The sequence below is a fragment of the Clostridium sp. AN503 genome (genome assembly GCF_040719375.1).
Taxonomy (GTDB): Bacteria; Bacillota; Clostridia; order Lachnospirales; family Lachnospiraceae; genus Brotaphodocola.
In genome coordinates this window covers 483,630-497,881 of sequence record NZ_JBFDTP010000002.1, presented here as the reverse complement: position 1 = coordinate 497,881, position 14,252 = coordinate 483,630, and the positions used below count along the sequence as shown (strand labels likewise).

General features: G+C 52.8%; 14 protein-coding genes. 2 read left to right on the top strand and 12 right to left on the bottom strand.

All coding sequences use genetic code 11. The annotated features are described in order from the left end of the window. Nucleotides 1-109: 109 nt before the first annotated feature. Together AB1I67_RS09575 and AB1I67_RS09570 are read left to right on the top strand one after the other, a co-directional pair. Nucleotides 110-586, top strand: a complete 477-nt coding sequence (locus AB1I67_RS09575; protein WP_367029643.1) for a flavodoxin — start codon at nucleotides 110-112, stop codon at nucleotides 584-586. Between the two features lie 45 nt (nucleotides 587-631). After that, entirely contained in the window at nucleotides 632-1,318 is a 687-nt protein-coding gene (locus AB1I67_RS09570) for a flavodoxin (protein ID WP_367029642.1), read from the top strand. 260 nt (nucleotides 1,319-1,578) lie between these two features. Here AB1I67_RS09570 and AB1I67_RS09565 read toward each other — a convergent pair whose 3' ends face one another. The 12 genes from AB1I67_RS09565 to AB1I67_RS09510 all read right to left on the bottom strand — a co-directional run bounded on the left by AB1I67_RS09565 (nucleotide 1,579) and on the right by AB1I67_RS09510 (nucleotide 14,249). Further along, the gene (locus tag AB1I67_RS09565; RefSeq protein ID WP_367029641.1) at nucleotides 1,579-2,856 is read right to left on the bottom strand and encodes an alkyl/aryl-sulfatase; all 1,278 of its coding nucleotides are present in this window, start codon (nucleotides 2,854-2,856) and stop codon (nucleotides 1,579-1,581) included. 66 nt (nucleotides 2,857-2,922) lie between these two features. Then, a complete protein-coding gene (locus AB1I67_RS09560) occupies nucleotides 2,923-4,299 on the bottom strand; it encodes a sodium-dependent transporter (RefSeq protein WP_367029640.1) in 1,377 nt (458 codons plus the stop codon). Between the two features lie 77 nt (nucleotides 4,300-4,376). Beyond that, the gene (locus tag AB1I67_RS09555; RefSeq protein ID WP_367029639.1) at nucleotides 4,377-5,207 is read right to left on the bottom strand and encodes a purine-nucleoside phosphorylase; all 831 of its coding nucleotides are present in this window, start codon (nucleotides 5,205-5,207) and stop codon (nucleotides 4,377-4,379) included. A gap of 45 nt (nucleotides 5,208-5,252) precedes the next feature. Beyond that, nucleotides 5,253-6,614, bottom strand: a complete 1,362-nt coding sequence (locus AB1I67_RS09550; protein ID WP_367029638.1) for a sodium-dependent transporter — start codon at nucleotides 6,612-6,614, stop codon at nucleotides 5,253-5,255. Nucleotides 6,615-6,841: 227 nt separating this feature from the next. Further along, nucleotides 6,842-7,705 (bottom strand): peroxide stress protein YaaA, encoded by an 864-nt coding sequence (gene yaaA, locus AB1I67_RS09545; RefSeq protein WP_367029637.1) that lies wholly within the window; start codon nucleotides 7,703-7,705, stop codon nucleotides 6,842-6,844. Nucleotides 7,706-7,741: 36 nt separating this feature from the next. Next, entirely contained in the window at nucleotides 7,742-9,478 is a 1,737-nt protein-coding gene (locus AB1I67_RS09540) for a GAF domain-containing protein (protein WP_367029636.1), read from the bottom strand. Between the two features lie 84 nt (nucleotides 9,479-9,562). Further along, entirely contained in the window at nucleotides 9,563-10,042 is a 480-nt protein-coding gene (locus AB1I67_RS09535) for an L-2-amino-thiazoline-4-carboxylic acid hydrolase (RefSeq protein WP_367029635.1), read from the bottom strand. A gap of 27 nt (nucleotides 10,043-10,069) precedes the next feature. After that, nucleotides 10,070-10,714 (bottom strand): dihydroxyacetone kinase subunit DhaL, encoded by a 645-nt coding sequence (gene dhaL, locus AB1I67_RS09530; protein ID WP_367029634.1) that lies wholly within the window; start codon nucleotides 10,712-10,714, stop codon nucleotides 10,070-10,072. A 12-nt stretch (nucleotides 10,715-10,726) separates the two neighbouring features. Further along, on the bottom strand, nucleotides 10,727-11,713 hold the full coding sequence (dhaK, locus tag AB1I67_RS09525; protein ID WP_367029633.1) for a dihydroxyacetone kinase subunit DhaK: 987 nt from the start codon (nucleotides 11,711-11,713) through the stop codon (nucleotides 10,727-10,729). A 14-nt stretch (nucleotides 11,714-11,727) separates the two neighbouring features. Beyond that, complete coding sequence (locus AB1I67_RS09520) at nucleotides 11,728-12,435, bottom strand: ABC transporter ATP-binding protein (protein WP_367029632.1); 708 nt, start codon at nucleotides 12,433-12,435, stop codon at nucleotides 11,728-11,730. Further along, nucleotides 12,422-13,207 (bottom strand): ABC transporter ATP-binding protein, encoded by a 786-nt coding sequence (locus AB1I67_RS09515; RefSeq protein WP_367029631.1) that lies wholly within the window; start codon nucleotides 13,205-13,207, stop codon nucleotides 12,422-12,424. The genes AB1I67_RS09520 and AB1I67_RS09515 overlap by 14 nt, the downstream gene beginning before the upstream one ends. Next, nucleotides 13,200-14,249 carry a branched-chain amino acid ABC transporter permease gene (locus tag AB1I67_RS09510; RefSeq protein WP_367029630.1) on the bottom strand — a complete coding sequence of 350 codons (1,050 nt, stop codon included), beginning with the start codon at nucleotides 14,247-14,249 and terminating at the stop codon, nucleotides 13,200-13,202. Before AB1I67_RS09510 ends, AB1I67_RS09515 begins: the two co-directional genes overlap by 8 nt. Between the last annotated feature and the right edge of the window lie 3 nt (nucleotides 14,250-14,252).

Here is a 14,252-nt window from a genome sequence, read left to right as displayed (position 1 = left end):
TCACAAACACCTATTGACTTAAAGTTAACTTTAAGTAGTATTATCAACTTACACTCATTGTAGTAGACAGAACTATGAAAGTCAATGAAAACATAAGGAGGATTTTTCAATGAAAAAAGCATTAGTCACGTATTTCAGTGCAAGTGGAGTGACCCGAAAGCTGGCGAAAACACTGGCCGCAGAGATCGGCGCAGATTTATTTGAGATTGAGCCGGAGATTCCCTATACAGACGCCGACCTTGACTGGCAGGACAGCAAAAGCCGCAGTTCCGTAGAGATGAATGACAAAAGCTGCCGTCCAGGTATCCGTACCAGGGTGGAGGATATGGACCAGTACGATGTGGTGTTTGTAGGCTTCCCGGTGTGGTGGTACAGAGAGCCTTCCATCATCGACACCTTTATGGAAGCATATGATCTAAGCCAAAAGACCGTCGTGCCTTTCGCCACCTCCGGCGGCAGCCCCATCGGCAGTTCCGGCAGGAACATGCAGTCGCTGGCGCCCGGCGCAGACGTAGCCGACGGCAAACGGTTTGGTGCCAACCCATCCGGCAAAGAACTTGCAGCCTGGGCCTCCAAGTGGCTGTAACCACCATATCCCCCATTAACACAAACCATGACTGGAGGAAACACCATGAAACATATCAGTAAGATCGTGGTCTTAATCACTGCCGCCTGCATCACCCTGGGAGCCACAGCCTGTCAGAACGCCAAAGCCTTAGCAGGCGAAGGCCCTTCCGCACAGCAGACACAAGCCGCTTCAGCAAACGCCGTAGAGCCGTCTTGGGCAGCACAAGCAACAGCGGTGCCTGAAACAACACAACCCATAAGCACGGAACCCGCCAAAAAAGATACCTTAGTTGCATACTTCTCCGCGACCGGCACAACCAAAAGCATTGCGGAAAAGATCGCTGCCCTTACCGGAGCCGATCAATATGAGATCCTCCCCGCAGAGCATTATTCCAAAGCAGATTTAAACTACAGCGACAGTCAGAGCCGTGCCACAAGCGAGATGAACGACCCGGATTCCCGCCCGCAGATCAGCAGTGATCCCCTGTCCCTGGAGGGATACACAACCCTCTATCTCGGATATCCGATCTGGTGGGGAGACGCGCCGCGCATCATGAGCACCTTTGTAGAAACCCATGATTTTAACGGCATAACCATCATCCCCTTCTGCACCTCCGGCGGCAGCGGAATCGGACAAAGCAGCGATCACCTTGCCAAACAGGCAGGCAGCGGCACCTGGCTTCCCGGCCAAAGATTCAGCGGCAGCACATCAGACGACGAGATAACCTCCTGGCTCGCCGAGCACCAATAAATCAAATAAATTAAATCACATCCCCCTCTCTGCTCCCGCCAGTACCGTCGCCGGGCTAAGAATCCCCCGGTACGGCAGTAAAAAGCTTTCCAAGTGTCCTTCCGTTCGCAGACAGAGCAGGGCCGGAGTCGTGCGGATAGCGGACTGCGCGCACTATGCGCTGTCCGATAGCCACATGACTCCGGCCCTGTTCTGTCGAAGACAGGAAGACACAGAAACTTTTTACTGCCGTACCGGGGGATCCTTAGCCCTCCACAGCCTTACTCCCCGGCCAGCAGTTCCTTCGCGCAGCAGATATAATAATGCCGCCCATTGGCACTGGTCTCATACTCCGCCAGCTTCATCATCCCGTCCGCCTTCAAACGTCCGGCCTCCTTACCAATTTCTCCGCCGCATTCCATCAGCATATCACAAAGCTCCAGGCACCACTGGTACTCTTCCCCTGCAAATGCCTTTCCCGCAGCCTCCAAAACCGCTGCCGCTCCGCCCATCAGACCGATCTCTTTCTCTGCCCGCACCTTCGGTTCAAGAGGATGCAGGCTCGTAGGATTCCCGTCAAACCATCCAAGATAAGCCATATAGATCGCCCGCACCGTCCACTCCACACAGCCGTAATGCTCCCCCAGATAAGGCAGGTCCGCATACTGCTTCGGAAGCCGGATTTCCGCTGCCAGCCGGTCACAGCTCTTCCCTTCATTCATGCCCTTTAACGTCTCAGACAATATGTACTCAATAGCGTCCTTAAAATTCCCCAGGACTTCCCGGATCTTTTCATTGCCATAGATCGGAGCCGTATGTCCCGGCAGCAGATACTCCGCCGGATAGGACCGAAGGGTCTCCAGGCTGTCCAGCCACATGGCAATATCACGGTACTGGCTTCCCCGGATCGCATAGAGGTTCGGGAAACATCCATAATAATTGTCCCCGCAGCAGAGCACCTTCTTCTCCGGCAGCCACACCAGGATCTGGTCGTCCGTCTCACCCGGCACGCGCACCAGTTCCAGAGCCACGCCGTCGATCACCCGCTCCACCCGGTCCTGGGCATAGAGGGTAGTGGGCGGTACAAAGGCCCGGTGCTCTCCATACACCATGCCCTCCCTGCGCCCGATCCCCTGGGAGATATTCTCCTCATCCGTAAGCCCGTAACCAAACTGGCGGGCTCCCCGCAGGTTCTGGACATCCATCAGCTCCCTTGTCCGCGCAAGCACCGGCGTCTTCGGCTCAAAGGCAATGATCTCCGGCTCGCTGCCGGTAAATGCCCCCGCGCCGCCCCTGTGATCCGGGTGTCCATGGGTATAGATAATGGTCTTAACCTCTTTTCCAATCCTCTCCCGGATAAAATCAAGCACCCGCTGACCGCGCTCCAACGTATCCAGGGTATCCACCAGGATCACCCCGTTCTCCCCCTCGATCACGATCACATTGCTGTGCCCCACACTGGCAATATGCCAGATCCCGGGAACCACCTCCAGAAAATTCTCCTGATAATTCCGCTCCGTAAACTCTTTTAGAATCCTTCCCCCACCTTGAACCAGCATTGTTAAACCTCCCAATCCTACATAATAATTTCCTAAAACGACTGCTCTCCCATCATTTCCAGATCATCAATGCGCAAAAAACTTTGACCAGATCCCTTCCAGGAACAATCCAAGGATCATGATCGGAAGAATGTATTTCACATAAAAACGGATCCAGGACGGCACCTTAAGGCCTGCCCCCTGATTGGCCTCCGCCTGATACTTTTCAAAGCCCCAGCCGCTCTTCCAGGTAGCAAACAGCAGATAGATCAAAGATCCCAACGGCAGCAGCAGGTTGCTGACGATAAAATCTTCCAGATCCAGCACCGCGCTTCCCGCTCCCAGCGGCTCAAAGCCCGCAAGAAGATTAAAGCCCAGAGCACAGGGCAGGGACAGCAGGATGATCAGCCCCAGATTCAGCCACGCCGACTTTTTCCGGTCGATCTCAAACAGCTCCATATCACAGGCCAGGATATTCTCAAACACCGCGATCACTGTGGAGAAAGCCGCAAAAGACATGAACAGGAAGAACAGGCTTCCCCATACTCTTCCGCCCGGCATGGAGATAAATACGTTCGGCAGGGTGATAAAGATCAGGCTCGGCCCGCTGTCCGGGCTCACCCCAAATGCAAAACACGCCGGGAAGATGATAAGTCCCGCGGTGATCGCCACAAACGTATCCAGTACCGCCACATTGACCGCCTCACCCAGCAGGGTATTGTCCCTGCCCAGATAGCTGCCAAAGATCGCCATGGCTCCGATACCCAGGCTTAAGGTAAAGAAGGACTGGTTCATGGCCGCCACGATCACATTTCCTATGCCCACTTCTTTCATCTTGCCGATGTCCGGCAGCAGATAGAACTTCAGGCCCTCGGTGCCGCCCTCCAGGAACGCTCCGTGGACTGCCAGGATCACCATCAGGGACAACAGGCCGATCATCATCCATTTGGTGATCCGCTCCACACCTTTCTGGAGTCCCATAGAGCAGATAAAGATACCCACTATGACCACAAGCACCATCCAGAACACATTGATTCCCGGGCTGGCTAACATCTCACCGAACGCAGCCGCCACGCCTTCCGTCGTCTGTCCGGTAAATCTTCCGGTAAAAAAGCTGTAAAAATAGTACAGCATCCAGCCCGCCACCGTAGTATAGAACATCATCAGCATATAGTTTCCAAACAGCGCCACATATCCGTGCAGATGCCATTTCTGTCCCGGACGCTCCAGTTCCTGGTATGCCTTTACCGGGCTCTTTTTGCTGGCGCGCCCCACAGCAAATTCCATGGAAAGCACCGGCACGCCCATAATGGCAAGGAACAGCAGATAGAACAGCACGAAGAACCCGCCGCCATTGGCTCCCACCACATACGGGAACCTCCAGACATTGCCGATGCCGATGGCGCAGCCCGCCGAAAGCAGCAAAAAGCCCAGCCTTGATTTAAAAGTTTCTCTTTGTTTCATTGGTACCTACCCCCACATAATTATTTCCGGCATTTCCGCCGGCTTAGCTTTCTCATATCCGGTCAGCCTCTCACTCCTCAGCAGCTTCCCATCCGGGTCACAGCCTCCGTGATCAATTTCTTAAACAGCGGTGCAACCCGGTCCGCCGTCTCCTTCACTTCTTCGTGGCTCAGAGGCTGGTCGGTCATCCCGCAGCCCAGATTGGAGATACAGGAAATACCGCAGATCTTCATGCCCATATGATTTGCCGCGATCGCCTCGCAGGCCGTACTCATGCCAACCGCATCCGCTCCCAGGATCCGGCACATCTTCACTTCCTTTGGAGACTCAAAATTCGGCCCGGTGAGCTGGATATAAGTTCCCTCCTTAAGGGAGATCCCCAGATCCGCCGCAGTCCCGCGCAGAATACCGCACAGCTCCTTATTATAGATCTCACTCATGTCACAGAACCGTTCGCCCAGCTCTTCAATATTCGGCCCGATGAGCGGTGACGGCACAAAGTTCGATATCTGGTCCGTGATCATCATAAAATCACCTGCCTGGAAATCAAAATTCACTCCACCTGCCGCATTGGTCAGGAACAGAATCTCCGCCCCCATCATCTTCATCAGCCGGGTCGGCAGCACCACGTCCTCCATGGCGTACCCCTCATAATAATGCACTCTTCCCTGCATGATGACCACCGGCACGTCATTCACGTACCCGAACACAAAACGGCCCTTGTGACCGCTGACCGTAGATACCGGAAATCCTTTGATATCATGATAATCCAGTGTAGCCTCGATCCGGATACTATCCGCATAATCCCCCAGCCCCGAGCCAAGGATCAGCGCCACCTTCGGCGTAAAGTCGATCTTCTCTTTAAAACACTGATAACAGTCCATCAATCTCTCATATGCTTTTGTCATACAGCTTTCTCCTTTCAGCAATACCTCTATATTACCTGCTAAACTCTATTTTATCAATCCCCAGATTAAGATAAACGCCACCAGCACCGGAAGGACGTAAGTGAAATATCCCCGCATCCAGTTTGCCACCTTCACGCCCGCGCCGAAGTTTGCCTCCTGCTGGTAAGACTTGAATCCCCAGCCATAACGGCTCACACAGAACAGCAGATACACCAGAGATCCGCCCGGCAGCAGCAGGTTGCTGACAATATAATCCTCCAGATCCAGCACCGTGCTCCCCGCCCCCAGAGGCTGGAACCCGGAAAGCAGGCTGAAGCCCAGGACACAGGGAAGAGATGCAAGGATCATCAGGATGCCATTGACAAGCGCCGTCCGTTTCCGGTTCCATCCAAGCTGCTCCATACAGCAGGCCATCAGGTTCTCAAACACCGCCAGGATCGTGGAAAAGGCCGCAAACGTCATAAACAGGAAGAACAGGGTCCCCCAGATCCGTCCCCCAGCCATCTCCCGGAATACGTTGGGCAGAGTGATAAAGATCAGCTTCGGCCCGCTGCCCGGATTCACCCCGAAGGAAAAGCAGGCCGGGAAAATGATCAACCCTGCGACCACCGCCACAAAAGTATCCAGCATGGCGATCTGAAGAGACTCGCCCATCAGAGAATGCTTCCGGTCCATATAGCTCCCGAATATCTCCATGGAGCCCTGACCCACGCTCAGGGTAAAGAACGCCTGGTTCATCGCCGCCACGATCACATTGGCAACGCCGATCTCCTTCATCTTCCCAAAGTCCGGCAGCAGGTAGAATCTGACCCCCTCCATGCCGCCCGGAAGCAGCAAGCTGTTGACCGCCAACACCAGGATCAGACCCAATAGCCCGATCATCATACCCTTGGTCAGTCTCTCCACGCCTTTCTGAAGGCCCACCGAGCAGACGATAAAGCCGGTGACCACCACGATCACCATCCATATGCCAAGCTCCGCCGGTCTCGCCAAAAGACCGTCAAACGCCCCTTCAATGGCCGCCTGGTCAAGTCCCGCAAAATCACCTTTCGCAAACTTCACCAGATAGGCGAGCATCCAGCCTGCCACCGTGGTATAAAACATCATTAAAAGGAAATTGCCCGCCCAGGCCACATAGCCGTGGATATGCCACTTCTGCCCCGGCTTCTCCAGCACCTTATAGGACAGGATCGTGCTCTTTTTGCTGGCCCGTCCTACCGCAAATTCCATGGACAGTATGGGCACGCCCATCGTTATCAGAAAGATCAGGTAAAAAAATACAAAGATCCCTCCGCCGTAGTTGCCCACCACATAGGGAAATCTCCACACATTGCCGATGCCGATGGCACAGCCTGCGGAGATCAGGATAAATCCCAGCCGTGATTTGAATTGCTCTCGTACTTCCATAAATGGTTTCCCCCAAATTTCTTTCTGTAATGTATTAGCTCTGTTTTATATCCGCCGCAACACAGGGCGGAGACCGCAGACTGCGGCTTCCGCCCCGTGCAATTGCCGTATTTTTTAGTATAACCGTTATTCCGCTGTTCCGTCAAGCAAATGGCGAATTTCTCCTGAAATTCTCCGGAGCCGGCAGACGGTCAGACGGCGGGCTGCCGCCCCTGTCATCCCCCATTTTATTCCGTCCCGAATACATAGGTTTTGTCATCGGACAAATGCTCCAGATACCGGTATCCCATCCGGTCAAAGGCCTTCAGCTGCTCCGGCTCACGCACCTGGTTTTCCGCCATGAACCGCACCATGGCGCCGCGTGCCATCTTCGCCGCGGTCGCCTTGACCTTTACCCTCTGCATATCCCCGGCTCCGCCCTGTTGTTCCGCTTCGCTCCCGCGCACAATCCCTTTCCCAGCCTCAATCTCGCCAAACACACAGGTTATGTACCGCACCTCCGGCGTCAGCCACGGCTCCACCGCCCGGCTATATTCCTTTGAAGCCAGGTTCACAACAGTGATCCCGTTTCCGCCTGCCTGCTGCCCCGCCGCCCCGCTTCCGTCCATCTCCGGACACGCTGCAAGCGCCCGGTACAATCTGTCACCCCAGTAATCATACAGACTGCTCACAGCTCCGCTCTCCTGCTCCCAGGCCAGCCGGGCCTGCATCTCCAGACGGTATGGCACCACACCGTCAAATGCCCGCAGAATCCCGTAAAATCCCGACAAAATATAGAGATGTTCTCCAATATAGTCAAGCGCACTCCGTTCCAGTACTCCCGGCGCCATGCTCTGGTACTGGATTCCCTCATAAGCGAACACAGCCGGCGTCAGCCTCCTTTGCAGGTCCATATCCCGGAGGCGCTCCCAGTTCAGTCCGGCAATCTTGTCATTGCATTTCCAGATCTCCTTCAGCGTCCCATAATCCAACCCGCGCAGATAATCCCTAAGCGCCTCTGACATCTCCAAAAAACGCGGCACAGATGCCTCCACCGGATAATCGTCAGCCACATTCATTTTTTTAGCCGGGGAAATGATAATACGCAGCATAGTCTCCTCCTCTTTTCTCCACTGTACTGTCTACCATTATATCGAAATCCCGTCCTGACCGCAACCGGCTTTGCCGCTGTCTTCCTTATGGCTGTCCTCGCTGTATTCCCGGATTCTCCTGTACAGGGTGGCCCGTGAGATCCCCAGCGTATCGGCTATCTGGCTTTTCGGGTATCCCTTTCTCAGCATTTCCTGTATCTGTCCCTTCGCAGTCTGTTCCAGATCACAGAAGTCTTTCCCCTCCCGGCAGTGGCTCACAATCGGTTCCAGTTCTCTGCACGTCACTTTCCCGGTGCACTCTGCCGCCGTTTTTTCCAGAAGCGTCTCCACAAAATGCATCCCCAGCTCCTCATATCTCTGCCGCAGATACTTTACCGCCTCCCCGGAGAACTCCACATTTTTATTCCGGTAGATCTTTTTGTAAAAATCAAATCCAGACAGCACATATTTGTGAAAAAGAGCGCTGTCCTGGGAGAAGCGTTCAAAACTGATTCGGTTTCCTCCAAGCTGACAGTACAGCTCCATGGAAAACATATGGCTTTCCACCAGCGGCTCCAACTCCGCGTCCGTGCAGAACAGAAAACGCACATTGGACCGCACGGTATATTTGGCAAATTTTACTTTTCCGGTCTTCATAAACTCAGCCAGCTTCCGCTGGATATAGAGCGGAAGCCGTTCCGGCTGCACGACCACCACTGTTGAATTGTCTGCGTTCCGCAGAATGCCGTATTCATCCAGCATGTAGATGCGCAGCAGCTCCCGGTACAGGTTGTCTGCATAGATCACATACAGGTCATGCAGGTTCCGCTCCGAGCTGTTAAAGATCGCCTTTGCAAGCAGCAGGCCCAGCTCCACATCCATACCCTGGATCAGCAGATTTTTGCTCTCCCCGGCTTTCTCCTCGATTCGTTTTAATTCCTCCTGTGGAAAATACTGCTGCATCCACTCAAATGTCACCAGAGAGCCCTGCTCCGATATATTAATGCGCTTGACAAAGTCTGACTGGGGCCGGAAATAGAACAGCGTTCCGAACTCCGCCGCACTGAGATAGATTTTGGCGCTGGATACTACCCCATGGAAAAATTGTCCGTCCTGCTCAAACGTCAGGCGCTCATTGCTGAGATCCTTATAGTTCAAAAAATAGTCCTGGATAATCTGATACGGAAATATTTCACGTATATTTCCACTATCCAGCCTTCTGTCATAGTGCAGAACATCGCAGAACCTCTGGTTTACATGGACGATATTCCCGTAATAATCCGTATAAACCACCGCTTCCAGCATCTTGTCCATAATATTTTCGACTTCCTTCAGCCGGTTCTCCAGACCTATGGTCCTCGTCTCATTTTCAATTTTGTTGGCAAGCAAATCCGCAAAATTCTCCAGGAATGAAACCGTAGAATCCAGACTCTCAAACATAAACCTGGCCCGGTGCCGCGTCAGGATCAGCGCCAGCGCGCCAATCACCTGATTCTCATATCGTATGGGCACACCGACAAAGCTGCTCATTTTGCACTCCCTGAACTGGCTGCATTTGCGGCAGCCCTGCATCCTGCTTTTATCCTCTACGATCAGATTCCGGTTCTCCAGGATGATCGTGGAGATCAGCGTCCCAAAATGAATATCCGTATAGAGGTTCAGATATTTAAACGCACTTCCCACAATGTGCATATTTGTATCTATGATAAGAATGTCCGTATCCAGAGTATCCGACAGTATCTTTGCCAGATGGTTGGTGTAATTCCTGATCAATCCAAGCAGACTGGTATCCATAATCCCGCTCCTTCCACAGCAGATACGCCAAAAAGGGATACTGCACATTGACAGTGTCCCTCTTTGGCTAAGATTCAAAGCTGCTTAATTTTTCTTAAATGTCACTTCGCAGATGTCATCGCCCTTTGCGATTGTCTTTCCCAGGTGGAAATTGAAATCCTTAAACTGTGCGCAGATTCCTCTGTCACCGTCCATCGCGATCTCACACATCTCAGCGATCAGTTCCTCATCATCAGTCAGCTTTCTCCATGCCGCTACCAGCGGGCAGTAATGGAAGGTGACATCCATCTGGCTGTCCGTGCAGCAGGTATCCATCTGGAAGATGTTCTTCACATTCTCAGTGGCAAACTCTTTTTCAAACGCCTTTAAATCGCTGGTCTGCGTGTACTTTGTCTCCCCGTGGAAATTGCCGCATTTTTTAATCGCCTCATGTGCAAACTCACTGTCCAGCCCCCGTTTCTTTGCCTCCGTAAACATGTAGTAGAACCATGTTGCGCGGTGTTCGATCGCATCCCTCAAATCTTTGATATGCTGCCCTCTGTCCTCTGGTGTGTTGCTGTACATTCCCTGTACCTCCTTTAAATGAAATAATTATAATTTTTCTTCTATACAATCCATCAGCGTGCTGATCTGGTAAGACATGGTCACTGCCCCCGGGTCTAAGTGACCCAGGCCTTTATTGGCCTGGTAAGTCGCCCTTCCCCTGACCGCTTCCATATTTTTTGTGTTTTCAGCTCCGTCGATGGCTGCACGCTTTACTAACCCGCAGATCTCTTTTTCGTCTTTTCCCTCCGCAAGCGCCGCCTTATACGCCTTGACCGCCGGTGCAAGGCTGTCGATCATGGTTTTCCACCCTTCCTGGGCCTGTCCCCGGGACATGATCGCGTTCAGCATGGCTTCCAGAACATCGCAGACGCCCTGCCCGTCCAGTGTCTCCCTGCCCTTAACCGCCTTTGCCGCCGCCAGATACGCAGAGCCGTACAGGACTCCGGAGGAACCCCCGATCACTGCCATCATGGTTTTTCCAATCTCTTTCAGCGCATCACTTACCGGCAGTTTTGCCAGCTCCTCCGACCGCTCCACCAGCTTTTCAAATCCCATATTGATATTGGACCAGTGGTCTCCGTCACCGGTTGCCGAATCCAGTTCTGTGACATATTCCCCATTTTCGTGAATCAGGCTGTATGCACGGCGGATATATTCCGCATAATCTCTGCTCGTAAGTTCAAATCCCATCGTATGGCCTCCTCAGTTCATTTTCCATGCCGGGGTATCGCACGGTTCATCTAACAATGTCTTCAATTCGTCATCCAGCTTCATCAATGTGAGGGAACACCCCGTCATATCGATTGCTGTCATATAGTTGCCCACCAGTGTCTTGTAGGCGCAGATATTTTTTTCTTTCAATAATTTCTGTATCTCCATATTCAGGATGTACAGTTCCATCAGCGGCGTACCGCCAAGGCCATTGACCAGGACAGCCGCCTCTGATCCGCTGTAATCATAATCGGCTAATATTTTTTCCAGAAGAATCTCCGCCACTTCTTTTGCGCTCTTGATATTGGTCCGCTCTACTCCCGGCTCCCCATGGATGCCCATTCCGATCTCGATCTCATCATCGCCCAAGACAAATCCCGGCTTTCCCACTGCCGGTAGTGTGCACGGGGTCATCGCCATCCCCATGCTGCGGATATTGGCTATGGCTTTCTCTGCCGCCGCTTTGACCTCCTTAAGGCTTCCGCCCCGCTCAGCCATCGCTCCGGCGATCTTATGTACGAACACCGTTCCTGCGATCCCGCGTCTCCCTGTGGAATAGGTGCTGTCCGGGACAGCCACATCGTCTTTCACCACAACGCTCTCCACCTCAACATCTTCCGCTTCCGCCAGGTCGGCAGCCATGCCGAAATTCATGATATCCCCCGAATAGTTCTTAATAACCAGCAGCACGCCTTTCCCTGCATCCATTTTCTCGATGGCCGCGCCGATCCGGTCCGGACTTGGAGATGAGAATACATTGCCTGCCACGGCGGCATCCAGCATTCCTTTTCCCACATAGCCCGCGTGTGCAGGCTCATGCCCGGCGCCTCCTCCGGAAATGACCGCTACCTTGTCTCCCTTTTCTCTTCTGGAGATCACCTCCGCTCCCGGCGTATACTCCAGTTCCGGATGCGCCAGCTCCATCCCCTGAAGGGATTCCGACACCACATCCATCGGTTTGTTGATTATCTTCTTCATTCTGCTCTCCTTTTCTATCCCAGACCCAGATATGCTTTCTTAACTCTCGGGTCATTTGCAATCTCTTCTGCATTGCCGGACATGGCAATCCTGCCGTTTTCCAGCACATAAGCGCGGTTGGAGGTTTTCAAAGCCATATTGGCATTCTGCTCGATCAAAAGAATGGTCACGCCCTGCAGGTTTATGGCCTGTATCAAATCAAAAATCATCAATACAAAGTTGGGCGCCAGTCCCAGGGACGGCTCGTCCAACAGGAGTAATTTCGGATTGCACATAAGCGCCCTGCCGATCGCCAGCATCTGCTGCTCCCCGCCGGAAAGTGTGCCGGCCGTCTGCTTCACACGCTCTTTCAGCCTGGGGAAAATGTGGTAAACGCGCTCGTAGCTGTCCGCGATCTGCTGTTTGTCGCTCACCGTATATGCACCAAGCCTTAAGTTCTCCTCCACAGTCAGCGCCGGAAAAACCTCCCGCCCCTCTGGTGAAATGCTGATTCCCATTCTGGTCATCATATGGGAGTACGGGTTCGTAATATCCTTTCCCATAAACTCCACGCTTCCCTCCGAGGATCTCGCCAAACCGACGATGGTGTTTAACAGCGTTGACTTGCCTGCTCCGTTGCTGCCTATGAGGGAAACGATCTCGCCCTGTTTGATCTCCAGATTCACACCTTTGAGCGCGTGTATCGGACCATAGTATGTATTCAAATTGTTAATCTTCAGCATCCGTATGCACACCTCCCAGATAAGCCTCAATAACCCGTTCATTGTTCGCGATTTCAGACGGAACGCCCTGCGCGATCGGTTTTCCATGATCCAGCACATAGATGCGGTCCGAAATGTTCATGACAACGCTCATATCGTGCTCGATCAGCAGGATTGTGTATCCCTGCTGCTTTAACGAGCGGATAAACAGCATCAGCTCCTCCGACTCTTTTGGATTCATGCCGGCAGCCGGTTCGTCCAGCAGGATCAACTGGGCGCCCGTGGCTATGGCCCTGGCAATCTCCAGCTTTCTCTGGTCGCCGTAGGGCAGGTTGGACGCATAGTCATCCTTTCTCTCCTCCAGTCCCACAGACCTCAGAAGCCGGATCGCCTGCAGGACCTTTTCGTCCTCCTCCTTCCGGAACCTGCCGGTTCGGAAAATAGAATCGACCAGGGAGTAGGAGGTCTTTATATGTGCGCCCACAAGCACATTTTCGATCACCCGCATATCCGGGAACAGGCGGATATTCTGGAATGTCCTGGACATTCCCGCCTTGACAATGTTCTGCGGCCTCTGGTTCTGGATCTCCGCTCCGTTAAACGTAATGGTTCCTTCATCCACCTGGTAAACACCGGTCAGCATATTAAACACTGTTGTCTTCCCCGCTCCGTTGGGCCCGATGATAGAAACAACCTCACCCCGGTTGACATCAAAGCTGACCTGGTCAACCGCCACGATACCGCCAAACTGTTTGCGTATTCCACGTACAGATAAATATCCTTTCTCAGCCATTGATTCCTGCCTCCTCTGTACTCATCGTTTTCAGCTGCATCTCAACATTCCTGGACAGCTTGTAGGGCATCTGGGATTTCCAGCCCAGGAGTCCCTGGGGACGGAACCGCATCATTACCACCAGGATCACTCCGTAAAGTACAAACCGGTATGACATCAGGAACCGGGAAACCTCCGGCAATCCAATCAGGATCACCGCGCCGAGGAACATGCCCCGGATCGTCCCCATTCCTCCAAGTATCACGATCGACAGGATCATGGTGGATACATCGAAGTTAAAGGTGTTGGGATCTATGTATCCGATCAGTGTGGCATATAAGGCTCCTGCAGCCGCGCAGATACAGGCGGAGATAACAAACGCCAGGATTTTATAATAGGTCGTGTTGATCCCCATCATCACGCTGGCCAGCTCATCTCCCTTGATCGCCTGCAGAGCCCTTCCCGTCCTGGATTTCACCAGTACGATGCAGAACAGCGTACAAACCAACAGCATCACCGCAACCAGGTAATACAGTCCGTGGTTTGCGATTGTGAGTTTTATTCCAAACAACTCCGGTTTGGGAATGTTTTTTACTCCCAGGGTCCCGTTGGTCACGGAGGACCAGTTCATGGTGATCATCTTGATGATCTCGCCAAAGCCCAGTGTGACGATCGAAAGATACGTTCCCGTAAGTCTCAGGGTTGGCAGCCCCAAAAGTATGCCAACCACACCGGCCACCAGCATACCTAAAAGAAAGGAAGGGAAAAATCCCCATCCCAGCTTGACCGCACAGAGAGAAGCCGTATAAGCGCCAACCGCCACAAACCCGGCATGTCCAAGCGAAACAAGCCCCGTATAGCCCGTCAGGATATTCAGTCCCAATCCGAACATGGCATACACCGCCATCTTCACCAGCACCGTCAGAAAATACTGGTTATTATTGAGCTTCGGAAGCAGGCACACAATAAGCGCAAGGGCAATCAGCAAAAACTTCCGGTTTTTTACCATAAAATATTCAAACTGATATAAATAGCTGTGTTTTTCATTCTGTCTATCTGCCATATT

Bases quoted from the DNA above. Each gene is read 5' to 3' on its own strand.
- AB1I67_RS09575 (WP_367029643.1), top strand. From the start codon at position 110: ATGAAAAAAGCATTAGTCACGTATTTCAGTGCAAGTGGAGTGACCCGA.
- AB1I67_RS09570 (WP_367029642.1), top strand. From the start codon at position 632: ATGAAACATATCAGTAAGATCGTGGTCTTAATCACTGCCGCCTGCATC.
- AB1I67_RS09565 (WP_367029641.1), bottom strand. From the start codon at position 2,856: ATGCTGGTTCAAGGTGGGGGAAGGATTCTAAAAGAGTTTACGGAGCGG.
- AB1I67_RS09560 (WP_367029640.1), bottom strand. From the start codon at position 4,299: ATGAAACAAAGAGAAACTTTTAAATCAAGGCTGGGCTTTTTGCTGCTT.
- AB1I67_RS09555 (WP_367029639.1), bottom strand. From the start codon at position 5,207: ATGACAAAAGCATATGAGAGATTGATGGACTGTTATCAGTGTTTTAAA.
- AB1I67_RS09550 (WP_367029638.1), bottom strand. From the start codon at position 6,614: ATGGAAGTACGAGAGCAATTCAAATCACGGCTGGGATTTATCCTGATC.
- yaaA (WP_367029637.1), bottom strand. From the start codon at position 7,705: ATGCTGCGTATTATCATTTCCCCGGCTAAAAAAATGAATGTGGCTGAC.
- AB1I67_RS09540 (WP_367029636.1), bottom strand. From the start codon at position 9,478: ATGGATACCAGTCTGCTTGGATTGATCAGGAATTACACCAACCATCTG.
- AB1I67_RS09535 (WP_367029635.1), bottom strand. From the start codon at position 10,042: ATGTACAGCAACACACCAGAGGACAGAGGGCAGCATATCAAAGATTTG.
- dhaL (WP_367029634.1), bottom strand. From the start codon at position 10,714: ATGGGATTTGAACTTACGAGCAGAGATTATGCGGAATATATCCGCCGT.
- dhaK (WP_367029633.1), bottom strand. From the start codon at position 11,713: ATGAAGAAGATAATCAACAAACCGATGGATGTGGTGTCGGAATCCCTT.
- AB1I67_RS09520 (WP_367029632.1), bottom strand. From the start codon at position 12,435: ATGCTGAAGATTAACAATTTGAATACATACTATGGTCCGATACACGCG.
- AB1I67_RS09515 (WP_367029631.1), bottom strand. From the start codon at position 13,207: ATGGCTGAGAAAGGATATTTATCTGTACGTGGAATACGCAAACAGTTT.
- AB1I67_RS09510 (WP_367029630.1), bottom strand. From the start codon at position 14,249: ATGGCAGATAGACAGAATGAAAAACACAGCTATTTATATCAGTTTGAA.